Here is a 16,894-nt window from a genome sequence, read left to right as displayed (position 1 = left end):
AGGTTAAAAAAAGGAAAAAAGCTTAAATAGATTTGATCATGCCACCGTCTACGAGGTAAGCACTGCCTGTCATATAGGAATTTGCATCCGACAGTAAAAAGGCTGCCACATTCGCAAACTCTTCTGGGGTTCCATATCTCTTCAACGGTATCCCTGCTTTCATCTGTAATTCAATTGTCTCTATGTCAACGCCTAGCTTGTCTGCAGACACTTGGTCTAAATGTACGATACGGTCTGTTGCAATCCGTCCAGGTGCAATCGTATTGATAAGGATATTATAATGTGCTAACTCTGAAGCAAGCGTTTTAGAGAGCCCGATGATCCCTGTCCGAAATGTATTAGATAGAATCAATCCGGGAATTGGCTCTTTTATGGATGAAGAAGCAATATTTAAAATTTTACCACCTTGTTGTTTCAAGTAAGGTAATGCTTCCCTTATCATTCTGACATAAGATAATAAATTTAGTTCAAATGAGGCTTGCCATTCTTCGTCTGTCAAATCTTCAAATGATGCTGCAGGTGGACCGCCTGCATTATTAACTAGTAACTGGAGGCCGCCAAAGTGTTCCACAGTAGCCAAAACTAGCTGTTTAATATCATTGGTATTGGTAATGTCTGCTTTTTGATAGGAAACCTTTCCCATTCCGATTGACTCCAGTTCAAGAACCTTTTGTTTTAATTTTTCCTCTTCACGACCGGAAATCATCACATTCGTGCCTTCTTTAACAAGCTGTTTCGCAATGGCAAACCCTAACCCTTGGCTTGAAGCTGCAATTAACGCTGTTTTTCCTGATAAATTTAAATCCATTCCATTCAATCCTCCTTTTATCTATGCACTTTTATTATACAAGATTCATATAGGGAACACTTGGAAAACAAATTAAAAAAATGAGACAGAATTTCCGTCTCATTTTTTATGTTTTTGGTTTTTAGAATGTATGGGCAAAATCCTTAGCCCTGGCAATGGCGTCATCTTTTATTTCTTGCGCTTTTTCAGGCATGGCGTTGTGTCCTTCAACAAATAGACCATCCAAAGTTGCAATACCGAAAAAACTCATCATAATACTGATATAACGGTGTCCCATCTCCATTTGTGCTGCAGGCCCTTCAGAGTATACACCTCCACGTGCCTGAATATGCAAAGCTTTCTTATCAGTTAACAGCCCAATTGGCCCCTGTTCCGTATATTTAAATGTTTTCCCTGCTACCGCCACTGAGTCAAGATAGGCTTTCATTACTGGAGGAAAAGAGAAATTCCATAATGGAGTTACAAATACATATTTATCCGCCCCCACAAACTGCTCACTTAACTCATTTAATCGTCCAACCTTTTCTTTTTCATTAGCTGATAATTCGTCAAATACCTGACCTGATCGAAGTTTTCCCCAGCCACTAAATACATCCGCATCAATTTGGGGAATTTGTTCCTTATACAAATCTAAATGAACGATTTCATCCCCTGAATTTACCTGTTTATATTCATCGATAAACGCTTTGCCTACTGCCATGCTATAGGACTGTGTTTCATTATGTGGGTGCGCTGTAATGTACAAAACCTTTGCCATATTCATTCACCTTTCTATATTAAAATTTAAGACATTTTAGTATCACACTTAATGGCCCTAAATAATCAAAAAAGATTTGCCCTATCGGCAAATCCTTTCATTTTAACCATTTATTCGTTTGTATTTAGTGAGTAAGGATTTTGACCAATGTTCATTCTCATATCATCAGTCAATTGGAATGGCTCATTAACCAATGCCTCATTTATTGCTTGGCCTAGTTGTGAACTTCCATCATAATGTATAGGTTTTTGCTCCATAATTCCTATTCACCTCCACTAATTCTACATTTATCATATGTATTCCACACCTTATTAATCACCTAACTCCTAATTTTTTAGTAGATATAGGTAAAAAACTAGGTATAATTTAATAATATTGTACTCGATATTTAATTTAAAATAAATAATTATTTCAAAATTCAAAAGTTATTTCTTAAAAAAGAGACCGACTGAAGAACAGTCGGTCTCTTTTTCCCAGAGTAATGATTTACATTGTTGAAGAATGAACTGCTTCCATTACCTGTGAAGTGGTTTGCATATTTAAAACTTCTTTTGCTAATTTCTCCATATCAACCTTATTCAGGTTCTTGATTTGTGAACGAGCCTTCAGAATTGAAGTGGCACTCATCGAAAATTCATCAAGACCTAATCCAAGAAGGATCGGGATAGCGGTTTCATCTCCAGCCATCTCGCCACACATACCAGTCCATTTACCTTCTGCATGCGCTGCATCGATGACCATTTTTACTAATCGTAAAATAGATGGGCTATACGGTTGATATAAATAAGCTACACGTTGGTTCATTCGATCAGCAGCCATTGTGTATTGAATTAAATCATTGGTACCAATACTAAAGAAATCTACTTCTTTGGCAAATTGGTCAGCTAAAACCGCTGTAGATGGGATTTCAACCATGATGCCAAGTTCGATTTTTTCCGCTACTATTTGACCTTTCGAAATAAGGTTAGCTTTTTCTTCCTCAAGAATTGCTTTTGCAGACCGGAACTCATCCAAAGTTGCAATCATGGGGAACATAATTTTTAAATTACCATAGCTGCTTGCACGTAGTAATGCCCGCAGTTGGGTACGGAAAATATCCTGCTCTTCGAGACATAAACGAATTGCACGGAATCCTAAGAAAGGATTCATTTCTTTTGGTAAATCCAAATAGGGCAGTTCTTTATCCCCGCCGATATCCAATGTACGAACTACAACAGGTTTTCCTGCCATGCCTTCTAGCACTGCTTTATAGGACTCAAACTGTTCTTCTTCTGTTGGAAGTTGATCTCTTCCCATATAAAGGAATTCGGTTCTATATAAACCTACTGCTTCTCCGCCATTCTCAATAACACCTTTTAAATCTTTAGGAGTACCGATATTGGCTGCTAATTCTACATGATGATGATCCTTGGTAATGGTTGGCTCATTAACAAGTTTAGCCCACTCTGCTTTTTGAACTTCATAATCCGCATGAACTTTACGATATTGTTCAACAAGTTCTGGTGTAGGGTTAATATGTACTTCACCTTTAAGTCCATCAACAATGACAAGGTCACCATTTGTGACATCTTCAGTTGCTGTTTTTGTACCTACTACTGCAGGTATTTCCATTGAACGTGCCATAATCGCTGAATGCGAGGTACGTCCCCCAATATTGGTTGTAAACCCTTTAACAAATTTACGGTTTAATTGGGCTGTGTCAGAAGGTGTCAAATCCTCTGCAATAATAATCACTTCTTCAGCAATCATGCTAGGATTCACAAGTTGAACACCTAACAAATGAGCTAACACACGCTTTGTAACATCCCGAATATCTGCTGCCCGTTCTTTCATATATTCATTATCCATTTGTTCAAACATCATAACAAACATATCGGCAGTTTCTTTGAGAGCAAACTCGGCATTTACTTTTTCAGATTGAATTTTTTCTTCAATCGGTGCATTCAATTCAGGGTCGCTTAATACAAGGAGATGGGCTTCAAAAATCGCTGCTTTATCTGCACCAAGATCTACTTTAGCCTTGTCACGAATAGCTTCGAGTTCTGACTTAGATTTATCCATGGCCTTGCGAAATCTTTCAACCTCTGCAACACTATCATCAATTGATTTCTTATCAAAAGATAAATCAGGTTCAACAAGACGATATGCCTTAGCAATGGCAATACCGTTTGATGCAGCAATCCCATTCAAAAAAGTCATTATTCTGCCAAACCTTCTTTTTTCAATGTTTCATCTAAAGCATTTAATGCATCGTTAGCATCATTGCCTTCAGCCTTAATGACAATATCTGCACCTTGACCTACGCCTAAGGACATTACACCCATAATTGATTTCAAGTTAACTGTTTTACCTTTATATTCTAGAGTAATTTCAGAATCAAATCTGCTAGCTGTTTGTACTAATAAAGTTGCTGGTCTTGCATGAATACCTGTTTCTGCGATTACTTTAAATTGTTTCTCTGCCATGCTAAATCAAACTCCTTTAATTTATATTAAAAAAATTAAACTTGCTTTAATTAAAATAAACATTTCTCGGCATTTAGTCAACCAAAGCAATTTTAACTAAAGAATAAAAATAAATTTCATGTCGGTTTATTTTTCCAAACAAGAGCCTAAACATGTATTCATTTTCAATCTCTCAATAATGTTTTTATTGGTACAAATGAAAGAATATCATTTCCTTCAATATCAAACAACTAAAAAACTCACAAAATCATTCTGTTCACAAAACTGTCAAAAACATTTAAAATCCATCAAAAACATTTATCAAGAAAGAACGGCTGTTTTTAAAGCCTCATCTAACGAAAAATAATAGGTTTCCCTTTCCTGTTTGGTCCAACTTAAACGATCTTCCATATAATCCAGGACTTTATTTTTCCATTTTCTTACTGATTCAATATTAAACAGGATTGCTCCTGTTCGTCGATTAAAGAAATCATTTGGTGTGACAACCATTTCTTCTTCTATGCCATACATAAGCTTTGCAAATAAGAAAAGTGGTAAACCGTAGCGGCTAGCAACTTCCTGATTCTTTTTTACTAATTTAAAGACACTATCAACGTTTGAACCATAAATTTTCGTTAATTCCTCCGCTTCTTCACGAGTTAGCCCTGCTTCCACCCCATGATCAATCTTTCCAGCTATAAAGGTATGAAAATTTTTTGCTCCTCCCACATGACCGCCAGAAATAGGTAAATCCTTTGTCTGACAGTTTGGAAAATTCATTCCTGCTTCAAATTGAAATTTTGCCGTTAACAAATCGACGATGGTTTCCGCCATTTTTCGATATCCTGTTAATTTACCACCAGCGATGGTAATTAAACCTGAATTCGACTCCCAAATTTCATCTTTCCGTGAGATTTGAGATGGATCCTTCCCTTCCTCAAAGATAAGCGGTCGAACCCCTGCCCAGCTCGATTCGATATCATGCTCAGTAATTTTCACATTTGGGAACATGTAATGAATCGCTTTCAAAATATACGTTTGATCATGAACTGTCATATGTGGTTGAACTACATCTTGATCGTAAAAAGTATCTGTAGTACCCACATATGTCTTACCATCACGAGGAATCGCAAACATCATTCGACCATCAGGCGTGTCGAAATAGATGGCTTGTGTTAAAGGGAAGCGTGCTTGGTCAATCACAATGTGAACTCCTTTAGAAAGTTGCAATGTCTTTCCCTTTTTTGACTGATCCAGTTCACGAATCGTATCAACCCACGGACCTGCAGCGTTAATAACCTTTTTAGCTCGAACCCTATAGTTTTCGCTGCTTATCTGGTCCTGGACGATTGCCCCGGCCACTTTTCCTTTTTCATAGACAAGTTCGATAACCTTTGCATAATTACAGGCAATCGCTCCTTTTTCAATTGCCGCCTTCATCACTTCAATTGTCAGCCTGGCATCGTCCGTGCGGTACTCCACATAGTACCCGCCTCCTACTAAACCATCCTTCTTAATGAGCGGTTCCATCTTTATCGTTTCGGCAGCAGATAACATCGTACGGCGTTCGGAGCTCTTTACTCCTGCCAAATAGTCATACACTTTCAGGCCAAGAGACGTACTGAACAAACCGAAGGTTCCGCCTTTATGAATGGGCAGCAGCATCCATTCTGGCGTGGTTACATGCGGACCATTTTCATAAACAATCGCTCGTTCTTTGCCAACTTCGGCAACCAGTTTAATTTTAAATTGTTTTAAATAGCGTAATCCTCCATGAACTAATTTTGTTGATCTGCTAGACGTCCCTGCAGCAAAATCTTGCATTTCTACCAGCGCTGTCTTCATCCCCCGTGAAGCAGCATCAAAAGCAATTCCGGCCCCCGTAATTCCCCCGCCAATTACTAACACGTCAAAAATTTTCTCGTTAAGCATCTGTCCAATCTCATTGCGATACAGGGTAGAAAATTTCATAAATAGCGCCGCCCTCCCTGAGGTTATATATTTTAACTGTAAATAAATATCGTAACCCAAAAAGACCACTAAAACAGTATCAACATAAGATCATGCTTTTGTGGCCTTCCTTTTATCCTATTCTATTTATAAGCCATTGCTGCCTTCACAGCCCTATTCCAACCAGCATACAAGTTTTTTCGAGCCTCTTTCGACATTTTTGGGGTAAACAGTTGGTCTACTTTCCACTGTTTAGAAATTTCCGCTTGGCTTTTCCAATAGCCTACTGCTAATCCTGCTAAGTAAGCTGCTCCTAGAGCTGTCGTTTCATTTACTATGGGTCTTTCAACTGGAACATTTAGGATATCACTTTGGAAACTCATTAAGAAATTATTTTTGACAGCCCCGCCATCGACACGAAGTGTGTTGAGTTTAATACCTGAATCAACCTCCATAGCTGATAAGACATCCTTGGTTTGATAGGCTAGTGACTCAAGTGTTGCACGGACAAAATGTTCCTTCGTTGTACCTCTGGTTAAACCAAACACAGCACCTCGTACATCACTATCCCAATATGGTGTTCCTAATCCAACAAAGGCTGGAACAACGTACACACCGTCTGTAGACTCTATCATCGCAGCATATTTTTCACTATCCGCTGCATCCTTTAACAGCCTTAGGCCATCTCGAAGCCATTGTATGGCCGAACCAGCGACGAAGATACTGCCTTCAAGGGCATATTCTACCTTCCCATTTATCCCCCAAGCGATCGTTGTTAATAAGCCGTGCTCTGAGAGGACTGCTTTTTCGCCCGTATTCATTAACATAAAGCAGCCGGTCCCGTAAGTGTTTTTTGCCATTCCTTTTTCAAAACATGCCTGACCAAATAATGCTGCCTGCTGATCACCTGCTATTCCGGCAATCGGCACTTCTTTTCCAAAGAAATGACTATCAACCGTCTTGGCGTAGATCTCTGAAGACTCGCGAACTAAGGGAAGCATGGATTTAGGGACACCCAATATTTTTAAAAGCTCTTCATCCCACCTTAGCTCATAAATATTAAACATGAGGGTTCGGGAGGCATTGGAAAAATCAGTAACATGTACCTGGCCGCCGGAAAGCTTCCAAATCAGCCAAGTATCAATGGTCCCAAACAACAATTTCCCTTGGTCAGCCTTTTCACGTGCGCCCTTCACATTGTCTAGAATCCACTTGACTTTTGTCCCTGAAAAATAAGCATCGATTAATAGCCCAGTTTTGGCATGAAACAAATCATTATAACCACTTTTCCTTAGTTCTTCACAAATACCACTAGTTTGGCGGGATTGCCAAACAATTGCATTGTATACGGGCTCGCCTGTATCTTTATCCCAAACAACCGTTGTCTCCCGTTGATTTGTAATCCCAATACCTGCAATTTGTTCTGGTTTTATACCTGATTCTGATAAAACACCCGCAATCACGGATAGGATTGAACCCCAAATTTCATTCGGATTATGCTCGACCCAGCCTGGCTTTGGAAAGTGTTGTGTGAATTCCTTTTGGGCGGTGTGAACAACCTCTCCCTTTTTATTAAAGATAATAGCTCTTGAGCTAGTTGTTCCTTGATCTAATGATAAAATATAATTTTCCAATAGCCATCTCTCCCTATAAAACCCCAGTTTTTAAATGAATTTATTTGGATTAAAGCTAGCTTCTAGGTTCTTGTTGGTACTGATATAAGACATCTCCCCCCCGCTGACCAATCCCGCGGAAATGTTTAAAGTCTTTTCTTTTCACGATTACCTTTCGAAACTCCATAAAATCAGCATTCTTAACGTAATACTCTGAAAGTTCCCCTGTCATCAGTCGATCTAAAATTTCTGTAACCATATCTTCTGTCATGTTAAAAATACACCACCATTTCAATCATATTGTATCGTATAAACCATTATCCTCATATTCTATAATTAAAGGCTTTTCCATACTTTTTTTCCAACCTCCTTCATATAATAAAATAATCTGAAATAATTAACAAAATTGTCAAACAAAAGGCTTTACGAATTTAGTATATTAGTGCAAACTGTTATGTAAACGATTTATTAATAGTTTTTGGGCCAAAGGAGAGAGACTAATTGAAAAAAGCAGAAGTAGGAAATATCGTAGAATTCCGTGGTGGATTGCAAGGGATTGTTGAAAAGGTAAATGAAAATTCTGTAATAGTCGACCTAACATATATGGATAATTACCGTGATTTAGAATTAGATCAGCGTACAGTTGTCAATCATAAAAACTATAGGGTAGTTAAAGAAAGCGCTTATTAGTGTAATAGATTTACAGAAAAGGCAGTTATTATCTGCCTTTTCTCTTTGCCTTGTATTTTTATTGACCTTTTTCTGTTTCTTTAGAAATTTGCTTTAAAGATTTTACATTACCATGAGGATTTTGGTCCTGCTTCCTAACAGTCCATTCTCGCTGTTGTTGACTTTTTGATTTGCTCATACCCTCACTCCTTTCCTCATTATTTTTTTCCTTAATCTAAGTTCTTATCAAAAAAAATGGTTAAAATGTTTAATGAAATCATTTCCTTTAAAAAAAATTATTTGTTAAAATAGATTTTATTGATTTAAAAAGGAGCTAGGTATAATGAAAGGACGCTTCCTAGATATGCGGCTTATTTTTGGGTTCTTAATCGCCCATGCCCTTATCTACTTTTCTTTTTTTGACAAAACCATTTTTTGGTACATTTTCTCTGGATCAATCCTCGTTTTAATCGTATTTGCCATGTTCCAAGGAGACGTGGATGATGAAACATCCTTTTTTCACTATATTTTTCTAGGTGCATTCTCAGGATTCTTGCTATATTTTATTTTTTGGTTAGGATTCCGAGCAATCCAAATTTTTAATCTTCCTTTCCATAATAATATAAATCAATTGTACCGTTGGTATGCACCCAAAGCTTTTTGGCACTACATTGCCCTCGTTTTAATTGCCTCACCTGGAGAAGAACTATTTTGGCGGGGGTTTGTCCAAAAAAGATTATTGAAAAACTTTAAACCATTATGGGGCATTTTTATTGCTGCGTTGCTCTACGCCTCAGTCAATATTTATTCCGGTTCATTTTTGCTTGTTTTCGCATCTTTAGTTTCAGGTTTCGTTTGGGGTTTACTTTATTATTGGAAAAAAAGTATGCCGCTTGTGATTGTATCCCATATTATCTTTGATATTATGATTTTTGTTATTTTGCCCTTTACATAAAGAAAGCAGCTGTCTCGAGGAGCTTTCTTTATTTTTTTTCTTCAGGGTTAAATGGTTTCATCCATAGCAAAATAAAAAAGGTCATGCAAATATAACCAAAGAGGGGATATAAATAAGATAAAAGCGTTCCATAATTAATTAGACTGATCAAATAGGAAACAGTAAAAATCCCTGTAACAGAAATCATGGTTGGTACTGGTATATATTGCTTCAGCTGTCGATCAAGTCCAAACACATTTCCTATCACGGATGTAAATATTTCTCCATAGATCACAAGCACGAAAATCCAATAAAAAAAAGGTGCTAAGTTTTTCATTACAATCGCCATTGGAATTTCATACAGTTCTAAATTTGGGAGCATAATTAAGGTAAAATGACTAGAAATTAAAATTAGTGTCAAGGCCGACCCACCGAGGATACCTCCCCACTTGATTGTCCAATCATCCTTCACCTCTGCAGCAATTGGGACCAATACCGCTTGAGCTAAACCCAGATTTAAGGCTGCATAGGAAAAGGGTGCTACCACACTTTTCCAACCATCCTCCGCATGGGGGATATATAATAAATGGTCTATAAAATTCGGCAATTGAATGGAATAAAGCATAAGGATGACACTAAAACTAATCATTAATGGAACCACAAAGCCATTAACCGCAAAAAGTCCCTTGGTTCCCACTAGCATGACAATAAAGGACAAGAAAATAGTCAAACAAACACCGACAGCTTTCGGGATTTCTAATTGTTCCTCAAAAACGGCTCCAGCACCAGAAAGCATGACCGCACTAACTCCAAGAAGCATAATAAGCATAAAGACATTGATCACACGGCTGGGCCATTTTCCAAACAAGTACTCATTAAATTCTTGGTACGATTTTGCATCTATTTGTGCGGACATTCTCATTAATTTTGTGCCCAATACAATAAAGAGATACCCGCTCATTAATATACTTATTAAGCCAAAGAGACCAAATCGTGAAAAAAATTCAACGATTTCTTTACCAGTGGCAAATCCTGCCCCAACCACTGTTCCTACATAAACTGCCGCAATTTGAAAAGCTTGCGTCCAACTCTTCACACCATCTCCCCCTCCTCATCAATATATGATTTGAGGGACAAACAAAGACGAGCTTTTTTCTCTATTTGGTAACCATTTCTATAAACAAATTACTTGAAAGTCAAAAAAGGTCAGGGTATACTATGTCTATAAGGTCAAATATAGTCAAAGTCAAACTAAATGAAATTTTACTATTTTAAGGAGGTTATTTACTTATGCTTTGTCAAATATGTAATCAAAACCATGCAAACATTCAATTAAGTATGAATATCAACGGACAACGTAAGGAAATGAAACTCTGCAATGCATGCTATACAAAAGAAAAACAAACCCTACATGCTGGGTTTGGTCCAAATATAAATTCATTTCCTAATTTTCCATTTGAAAATCTATTTTTCGCGAAGGGATTTCCCCAAGGTCAAGATATAAATGATCCGCACGCTCCACAGCATGCAGGAAAAACAGAACATAATGGTTTTATTGATCAATTTGGCCGAAATTTAAGTAACATGGCTAAAGCAGGTTTAATTGATCCCGTCATTGGCCGTGATGAAGAAGTAAAACAAGTTATTGAGATTTTGAATAGAAGAAACAAAAATAATCCTGTCTTAATTGGGGAACCTGGGGTCGGTAAAACGGCCATTGCCGAGGGTCTTGCAGCAAAACTAGCAAATGGTGATGTCCCAGGTAAACTACGAAATAAAGAAGTTTATTTATTAGATGTCGCTTCCCTTGTAGCCAATACGGGGATTCGTGGTCAATTTGAGGAAAGAATGAAACAATTGATTGCGGAATTACAGGAACGGAAAAATATTATCCTGTTTATTGATGAAATTCATTTGGTTGTGGGTGCAGGATCTGCAGAAGGTTCAATGGATGCAGGAAACATCCTAAAACCAGCACTTGCACGAGGTGAGTTACAAGTTATCGGTGCAACAACGTTAAAGGAATACCGACAAATTGAAAAGGATTCTGCTTTAGAACGGCGCTTCCAACCGATACATGTCCTTGAACCAACGCCTGAGGCTGCAATAAAAATCTTAAAAGGATTACAAAAAAAATATGAAGATTATCATAAAGTCAGCTATTCTGAAGATGCCATTCATGCATGCGTTCAATTGTCTCAGCGTTATATTCAGGATCGCTTCTTACCAGATAAAGCCATCGACTTACTAGACGAAGCTGGTTCTAAGTTAAATCTCATTTCTGATTACAGGAGCAACGATCAAATAGAGAAGCGCTTAAAAGAAATTGCTAGTGAGAAAGACAATGCCCTTAAGAATGAACAGTATGAAAAAGCTGCCGTCCTTCGGGATGAGGAAATAAAACTTGAAAAATCCTTAAATCATGAAGAAAGTTCCGAAAGACCAGTCGTAACTGTCTCACATATTCAAGACATTATTGAGCAAAAAACAGGGATTCCAGTCGGAAAGCTGCAACAAGATGAACAGGTCAAAATGAAGAATTTAGAAGAAAATCTTAATAAAAAAGTGATTGGTCAGGAAAAAGCTGTAACTAAAGTGGCAAAGGCAATTAGACGAAGCCGTGCTGGCTTAAAATCCAAACATCGCCCAATTGGTTCCTTCTTATTTGTTGGACCTACTGGTGTCGGAAAAACCGAGCTTTCCAAGACATTAGCCGAAGAATTATTTGGCACTAAAGATTCCATGATTCGCCTCGATATGAGTGAATATATGGAGAAGCACAGCGTCTCAAAATTAATCGGCTCTCCTCCAGGCTATATTGGTCATGATGACGCAGGACAGCTTACTGAAAAAGTACGGCGAAACCCATATAGTATTATTTTGTTGGATGAAATTGAAAAAGCACATCCAGATGTACAGCATATGTTCCTGCAAATTCTTGAAGATGGCCGTTTAACGGATAGCCAAGGAAGAATCGTCAGCTTTAAAGACACTGTCATAATCATGACAAGCAATGCAGGCATTAGTCGCAAAACGATCCACGTTGGTTTTGGAGCCAATGAAGCCATTGAAGAAGCTAGTATTCTTGACTCCCTAGGAAGCTTCTTTAAACCAGAGTTTTTAAATCGCTTTGATAGTATTATTGAATTTAATGCTCTCGATAAAGATCATATTTTGTATATTGTTGATCTAATGTTAAATGAATTACAAGAAACATTAGCAGAGCAACAAATAGAATTTTCGATTACAATGGCAGCAAAAGAAAAATTAGCTGAACTTGGCTACCATCCTGCTTTTGGAGCCCGTCCACTCCGTCGGGTGATCCAAGAACAATTGGAAGACAAAATTGCTGATTTTATCTTGGATCAGCCAGATGCAAAAAAATTATCTACCATAGTGGAAGATGGAGAATTAAAAGTAATATCGGAACCTGTTCCAGTTTTATAACTAAAAAGCGAAGCCACGCGGCTTCGCTTTTTAGTTATAGTTTTTCATCCTCAACTGAGTTTAACCATTCATCGATTACCCCGATGACTGATTCTACACACCCATCTTCAAATGGTGAGATTAAATTGGCAGCTTCGACTAGTTTGGTGAATGACATACTGCCGCCAAGCTTACAAAGTTTCACATAATCCGCCCATGCTTCTTGTTGATTTTCTCTTGAACGCTTCCAAAATTGGAACGCACAAATTTGTGCAAGGGTATAGTCAATATAATAAAACGGGGAATTAAAAATATGACCTTGGCGCTGCCAAAAGCCTCCATTTTCTAAATACTCATTCCCATCGTAATCTTTATGCGGCAAATACTTTTTCTCAATTTCCCGCCATTGAAGCTTCCGCTCTGATGGCGTTGCTGAAGGATTTTCATAAACCCAATGCTGGAATTCATCAACTGAAACCCCATAAGGCAAGAATAATAAGGCACTACTTAAATGTGCAAACTTATATTTATCGGTATCTTCTTTAAAAAACAAATCCATCCATGGCCATGTGAAAAATTCCATACTCATTGAGTGAATTTCACATGCCTCATAGGTTGGCCAGTAATATTCAGGTATTTCAAATTTCCGGCTTGAATAAACTTGAAATGCGTGACCTGCCTCGTGTGTTAATACATCAATATCGCCTGATGTTCCATTGAAATTTGAAAATATAAACGGTGCCTTATAGTTCTCAATGAATGTACAATAACCTCCGCCCGCTTTTCCTTTTTTCGCAACAAGATCCATAAGGTTATTTTCCTGCATAAAGCTAAAAAATGCTCCTGTTTCCTTTGAAAGGTCTTCGTACATTTTCTGGCCATTTTCGATAATCCATTCTGGACTGCCTTTTGGAACAGCATTTCCTGAAAGAAAATTGAATCCTTCATCAAAATATTTTAATTGATCAAGACCAATTCTTTCTTGCTGGCGTGTTTTTAGCTTTGTGGCGATAGGAACAATAAATTCCTTTACCTGGTCACGGAAATTAGCAACCATTTCTGCGTTGTAATCCGTTCTCATCATCCGATAATAACCTAGTTCTACAAAGTTTTTAAAACCCAGTGTTTGTGCAATCTCTGTTCTTACTTTAACCAAGTCATCATAAATACGATCCAGCTCTGCTTCATGCTCTGCTAGAAACCCAAATTTTGCTTCTGTGGCTCTTTTTCTCATGTCCCTATCTGTGGACTCCGTAAATGGCTCTAATTGAGCTAGCGTTCTTTCTTCCCCTGCAAAATTGATCTTAGCTGAAGCAAGCAGTTTTGTGTATTCTGTTGACAAGCGATTTTCCTGTTGCAATAATGGAACAATTTCTGGTTTAAATGTCTTCAGCTGACCTTCAGCAAGGGCAAACAGCTGTCTCCCCCATTTTTCTTCTAGCTGAGAACGAAATTTAGAATCAATCAGTGCTTGATAATACTTCGTCACTAATCCTTCAACCTTTGGCTGGATTTCATCCATATAATCTTGTTCAACTTTATAAAACTCATCGTTCGTGTCAATAGAATGACGGATAGAACAAAGATTGAACATGGTGCCTAAATCATTCCTAAGCTTATTGATTTCCTTCATAATCTTGCTTTGTTCTTCATAGGTGACTGCATCTTTAAAACGAGCTAGTACATCATCAAATTTTACTGTAAATTCTTCTACATTTGGTCTTTCGTATGTATAGTTTTCAAAACTCATTAGCTCAACTCCCTTTTCTCTATTATTCCAAATTTATCATATCCACACTACCTATTTATATTTCTTTATAAAAAAAATACGACCAATTGGCCGTATTTTTAAAACTTACCTGCAGGTAAACCTAATTTTTTCAACAATTCAATTGCTTCTGTTTTCTCTGTTTCAGACAGGCTCGACATAAGCGTATCAATTTGTTTCGCATGTTCAGGAAAAATATTTTGAATAAACGTTTTCCCTTCATCGGTAATTTGTGCATAAGTTACCCGACGGTCCTTTGGACAAGCAATTCTCCTCAAAAATCCTTTTTGTTCGAGCTTGTCAACCACATATGTGATGCTTCCACTCGCAAGCAAAATTTTTCCGCCGATTTGCTGCATTGGCTGGTCGCCTTTATGATAGAGGAGCTCTAATACTGCAAATTCAGTTGGATTTAGACCACTTGATTGAATAACTTTATTTACATGTTCATTAATCGCTTTATATGCTCTTGAGAGGACAATAAATAGCTTTAATGATTTAGCTACTGATTCATTTTCCATAAAAACTCATCCTTTTATTTGGAATATGGTGTACCTAAGTATAGATAACACCTTGTGAAATTATCTCGATTTCAAAATTAATTATAAAAAATTTTTCAATTCCTGTCAATTTCTCTTGTCCAATAAGAATATTTTGGTAATTTTTTAAAAATTGGAACCTATTTTTTAGTATCTTAATTTAAAAATTCCGAAAATATAAATAAATATTTCTTATTTTTGTTAATCAGTAGTAAGATAGGATTGAAAAATAATTAATAATGGAAAAAGAAGGGATAGAATGAATCAACAAGCTGTTATACACGCGAAGGCTTCAAAGCCTTCTGAATCAACCATGTATAAAATTCTTTTTATCATTGGGCTTTGTCATTTATTAAATGATGCTATTCAAGCTGTTGTGCCTGCTATGTTTCCCATATTAGAAAAGTCAATGGGGTTAAGCTTCACTCAGCTGGGCATCATTGCCTTTTCATTAAATATGGTTTCATCCGTCATGCAGCCTGTGGTTGGTTTTTTGACCGATAAAAAGCCAATGCCGTTTGCCCTGCCAATTGGGCTTACTTTTACGTTATTCGGTATCCTTGGTTTAGGGTTTGCTTCAAGTTTTGCTATGATTGTCGGTTCTGTTCTGTTTATTGGTCTAGGTTCTGCTGTATTCCATCCAGAAGGTTCGAGGGTGGCTTATATGGCTGCTGGAAACCGGAGGGGACTTGCTCAATCCATTTACCAAGTAGGAGGGAATACAGGTCAAGCATTAGCACCATTAATTACGGCATTAATATTGGTTCCACTCGGTCAAATTGGTGCATCCTGGTTTACGATCGTTGCAGCACTTGCAGTATTTTTATTAATTTATATTGCTAAATGGTATCATCAAAGATTAATCATTGCACCCAAACCTAAAAAGAAAAAAAATATTAATATTGCTATGAAACAAGGCTTAACCAAAGAGGTAAAAACTACTTTAGCACTAATTCTCTTACTAATCTTTGCAAGAACATGGTATACCTCGGGTATCACCAACTTCTACACCTTTTACTCAATTAAAGAATATGCTCTTTCAATAAAAGAATCTCAAGTCTTTTTATTCGCATTTTTATTTTCAGGGGCAATCGGGACCTTCTTTGGTGGTCCATTAGCAGACCGATTTGGGAAAAAAAACATCATTTTCTTTTCGATGTTAGCAACTGTCCCTTTTTCAATTCTTATTCCACATGTGTCTCCAACCATGGCCTTTATCTTTCTCGTTCTAACAGGATTTATTTTAATGACTAGTTTTTCTGTTACTGTCGTGTATGCACAGGAATTAGTTCCAGGAAAAATTGGTACCATGTCTGGTCTGACTGTTGGTCTTGCGTTTGGGATGGGGGCAATTGGATCTGTCGGGCTAGGTTCCATTGCCGACTGGATCGGTTTACAGTCCATGATCTCCTGGCTTGGTGTGTTACCATTATTAGGTTTAATTGCTTTCCTCCTGCCATCGGATCAAAAGGTGTGGGAATGGAATCAACAAAAATAAGGAGGGGCTTCAATGCCCCTCCTTATTTTTGTCATTTTTATGAAAAGACATAAATTTTTTAGAAAGTTTTAACATTTATCACACAAAAAAGGTTTTAATGTTTCATATAATATAGATAGAACCTTAAAGGGAGGAAAAGAAAGATGAAAACTCCAAATTATCATGACTTTTATGAAAAGGCTTTAATTCCGATTGGTTTAAATGACCTAAAATCCTTACAGAGATCAAATGCATGCTGTGATTCACCTTTCACCCATTGGCTCATCGCCGTTGAAGGGGTACAACTCGCCCAGGCAAAGATTTATTTTCACTGGAAAGTGAGTATATACGCTGCTACTGATGAAGGAGATTTTAATTGGAAAACACCGTTTTATTGTTCTCCAGCTATGGAGCTTATAGATCAAGCCAATACCCTTGCGGCTTCACTGGTTATGTCAAGTAAACAAGACGAACTCTCCTCCACTGTCCTCCTAGAGAAAATAAGCTAA

Annotated in this window: 17 protein-coding genes; 5 read left to right on the top strand and 12 right to left on the bottom strand. The window is 37.4% G+C overall.

Annotation, left to right across the window (positions count from 1 at the left end):
* Nucleotides 1-22: 22 nt before the first annotated feature.
* The 8 genes from AC3ANL_RS07690 to AC3ANL_RS07655 all read right to left on the bottom strand — a co-directional run bounded on the left by AC3ANL_RS07690 (nt 23) and on the right by AC3ANL_RS07655 (nt 7,843).
* On the bottom strand, nt 23-808 hold the full coding sequence (locus tag AC3ANL_RS07690) for an SDR family oxidoreductase (protein WP_488328641.1): 786 nt from the start codon (nt 806-808) through the stop codon (nt 23-25).
* 121 nt (nt 809-929) lie between these two features.
* Nucleotides 930-1,565 (bottom strand): FMN-dependent NADH-azoreductase, encoded by a 636-nt coding sequence (locus AC3ANL_RS07685; RefSeq protein ID WP_488328640.1) that lies wholly within the window; start codon nt 1,563-1,565, stop codon nt 930-932.
* A gap of 110 nt (nt 1,566-1,675) precedes the next feature.
* Nucleotides 1,676-1,822 carry a hypothetical protein gene (locus AC3ANL_RS07680; RefSeq protein ID WP_488328639.1) on the bottom strand — a complete coding sequence of 49 codons (147 nt, stop codon included), beginning with the start codon at nt 1,820-1,822 and terminating at the stop codon, nt 1,676-1,678.
* A gap of 229 nt (nt 1,823-2,051) precedes the next feature.
* Nucleotides 2,052-3,764, bottom strand: coding sequence for a phosphoenolpyruvate--protein phosphotransferase (ptsP, locus tag AC3ANL_RS07675; RefSeq protein ID WP_488328638.1), 1,713 nt, complete (start codon nt 3,762-3,764; stop codon nt 2,052-2,054).
* The gene (locus tag AC3ANL_RS07670) at nt 3,764-4,030 is read right to left on the bottom strand and encodes a phosphocarrier protein HPr (RefSeq protein WP_488328637.1); all 267 of its coding nucleotides are present in this window, start codon (nt 4,028-4,030) and stop codon (nt 3,764-3,766) included. Before AC3ANL_RS07670 ends, ptsP begins: the two co-directional genes overlap by 1 nt.
* 300 nt (nt 4,031-4,330) lie before the next feature.
* Nucleotides 4,331-5,980 carry a glycerol-3-phosphate dehydrogenase/oxidase gene (locus AC3ANL_RS07665; protein WP_488328636.1) on the bottom strand — a complete coding sequence of 550 codons (1,650 nt, stop codon included), beginning with the start codon at nt 5,978-5,980 and terminating at the stop codon, nt 4,331-4,333.
* 122 nt (nt 5,981-6,102) lie between these two features.
* Nucleotides 6,103-7,593, bottom strand: coding sequence for a glycerol kinase GlpK (glpK, locus tag AC3ANL_RS07660; RefSeq protein ID WP_488328635.1), 1,491 nt, complete (start codon nt 7,591-7,593; stop codon nt 6,103-6,105).
* A 55-nt stretch (nt 7,594-7,648) separates the two neighbouring features.
* The gene (locus AC3ANL_RS07655; protein ID WP_488328634.1) at nt 7,649-7,843 is read right to left on the bottom strand and encodes a hypothetical protein; all 195 of its coding nucleotides are present in this window, start codon (nt 7,841-7,843) and stop codon (nt 7,649-7,651) included.
* Between the two features lie 230 nt (nt 7,844-8,073).
* On the opposite strand from AC3ANL_RS07655, the gene AC3ANL_RS07650 reads away from it, so the two are divergent.
* Nucleotides 8,074-8,262: a YkvS family protein gene (locus AC3ANL_RS07650; RefSeq protein WP_488328633.1), complete on the top strand. Its 189-nt coding sequence runs from the start codon at nt 8,074-8,076 to the stop codon at nt 8,260-8,262.
* A gap of 58 nt (nt 8,263-8,320) precedes the next feature.
* Here the strand turns inward: AC3ANL_RS07650 and AC3ANL_RS07645 are convergent, their stop codons facing one another.
* The gene (locus tag AC3ANL_RS07645; protein ID WP_488328632.1) at nt 8,321-8,440 is read right to left on the bottom strand and encodes a DUF6254 family protein; all 120 of its coding nucleotides are present in this window, start codon (nt 8,438-8,440) and stop codon (nt 8,321-8,323) included.
* 144 nt (nt 8,441-8,584) lie between these two features.
* On the opposite strand from AC3ANL_RS07645, the gene AC3ANL_RS07640 reads away from it, so the two are divergent.
* Nucleotides 8,585-9,196 carry a CPBP family intramembrane glutamic endopeptidase gene (locus tag AC3ANL_RS07640; RefSeq protein WP_488328631.1) on the top strand — a complete coding sequence of 204 codons (612 nt, stop codon included), beginning with the start codon at nt 8,585-8,587 and terminating at the stop codon, nt 9,194-9,196.
* A gap of 28 nt (nt 9,197-9,224) precedes the next feature.
* Here the strand turns inward: AC3ANL_RS07640 and AC3ANL_RS07635 are convergent, their stop codons facing one another.
* Nucleotides 9,225-10,271: a YkvI family membrane protein gene (locus AC3ANL_RS07635; protein ID WP_488328630.1), complete on the bottom strand. Its 1,047-nt coding sequence runs from the start codon at nt 10,269-10,271 to the stop codon at nt 9,225-9,227.
* Between the two features lie 194 nt (nt 10,272-10,465).
* Here AC3ANL_RS07635 and AC3ANL_RS07630 point away from each other — a divergent pair, with 194 nt between their 5' ends.
* Nucleotides 10,466-12,622 (top strand): ATP-dependent Clp protease ATP-binding subunit, encoded by a 2,157-nt coding sequence (locus tag AC3ANL_RS07630; protein ID WP_488328629.1) that lies wholly within the window; start codon nt 10,466-10,468, stop codon nt 12,620-12,622.
* A gap of 34 nt (nt 12,623-12,656) precedes the next feature.
* Here the strand turns inward: AC3ANL_RS07630 and AC3ANL_RS07625 are convergent, their stop codons facing one another.
* Together AC3ANL_RS07625 and AC3ANL_RS07620 are read right to left on the bottom strand one after the other, a co-directional pair.
* On the bottom strand, nt 12,657-14,351 hold the full coding sequence (locus AC3ANL_RS07625) for a M3 family oligoendopeptidase (RefSeq protein ID WP_488328628.1): 1,695 nt from the start codon (nt 14,349-14,351) through the stop codon (nt 12,657-12,659).
* Nucleotides 14,352-14,449: 98 nt separating this feature from the next.
* On the bottom strand, nt 14,450-14,890 hold the full coding sequence (locus AC3ANL_RS07620; protein WP_488328627.1) for a MarR family winged helix-turn-helix transcriptional regulator: 441 nt from the start codon (nt 14,888-14,890) through the stop codon (nt 14,450-14,452).
* A 277-nt stretch (nt 14,891-15,167) separates the two neighbouring features.
* Here AC3ANL_RS07620 and AC3ANL_RS07615 point away from each other — a divergent pair, with 277 nt between their 5' ends.
* On the top strand, nt 15,168-16,406 hold the full coding sequence (locus AC3ANL_RS07615) for an MFS transporter (protein WP_488328626.1): 1,239 nt from the start codon (nt 15,168-15,170) through the stop codon (nt 16,404-16,406).
* A gap of 143 nt (nt 16,407-16,549) precedes the next feature.
* On the top strand, nt 16,550-16,894 hold the full coding sequence (locus AC3ANL_RS07610; protein WP_488328625.1) for a hypothetical protein: 345 nt from the start codon (nt 16,550-16,552) through the stop codon (nt 16,892-16,894).

It is taken from the genome of Neobacillus sp. DHD-1R (assembly GCF_057747995.1).
This window is presented reverse-complemented; position numbering and strand designations above follow the sequence as displayed.

Excerpts from the sequence above, each read along its gene's own strand:
- AC3ANL_RS07690 (WP_488328641.1), bottom strand. The coding sequence starts at position 808 with ATGGATTTAAATTTATCAGGAAAAACAGCGTTAATTGCAGCTTCAAGC.
- AC3ANL_RS07685 (WP_488328640.1), bottom strand. The coding sequence starts at position 1,565 with ATGGCAAAGGTTTTGTACATTACAGCGCACCCACATAATGAAACACAG.
- AC3ANL_RS07680 (WP_488328639.1), bottom strand. The coding sequence starts at position 1,822 with ATGGAGCAAAAACCTATACATTATGATGGAAGTTCACAACTAGGCCAA.
- ptsP (WP_488328638.1), bottom strand. The coding sequence starts at position 3,764 with ATGACTTTTTTGAATGGGATTGCTGCATCAAACGGTATTGCCATTGCT.
- AC3ANL_RS07670 (WP_488328637.1), bottom strand. The coding sequence starts at position 4,030 with ATGGCAGAGAAACAATTTAAAGTAATCGCAGAAACAGGTATTCATGCA.
- AC3ANL_RS07665 (WP_488328636.1), bottom strand. The coding sequence starts at position 5,980 with ATGAAATTTTCTACCCTGTATCGCAATGAGATTGGACAGATGCTTAAC.
- AC3ANL_RS07655 (WP_488328634.1), bottom strand. The coding sequence starts at position 7,843 with ATGACAGAAGATATGGTTACAGAAATTTTAGATCGACTGATGACAGGG.
- AC3ANL_RS07645 (WP_488328632.1), bottom strand. The coding sequence starts at position 8,440 with ATGAGCAAATCAAAAAGTCAACAACAGCGAGAATGGACTGTTAGGAAG.
- AC3ANL_RS07640 (WP_488328631.1), top strand. The coding sequence starts at position 8,585 with ATGAAAGGACGCTTCCTAGATATGCGGCTTATTTTTGGGTTCTTAATC.
- AC3ANL_RS07630 (WP_488328629.1), top strand. The coding sequence starts at position 10,466 with ATGCTTTGTCAAATATGTAATCAAAACCATGCAAACATTCAATTAAGT.
- AC3ANL_RS07625 (WP_488328628.1), bottom strand. The coding sequence starts at position 14,351 with ATGAGTTTTGAAAACTATACATACGAAAGACCAAATGTAGAAGAATTT.
- AC3ANL_RS07620 (WP_488328627.1), bottom strand. The coding sequence starts at position 14,890 with ATGGAAAATGAATCAGTAGCTAAATCATTAAAGCTATTTATTGTCCTC.
- AC3ANL_RS07615 (WP_488328626.1), top strand. The coding sequence starts at position 15,168 with ATGAATCAACAAGCTGTTATACACGCGAAGGCTTCAAAGCCTTCTGAA.
- AC3ANL_RS07610 (WP_488328625.1), top strand. The coding sequence starts at position 16,550 with ATGAAAACTCCAAATTATCATGACTTTTATGAAAAGGCTTTAATTCCG.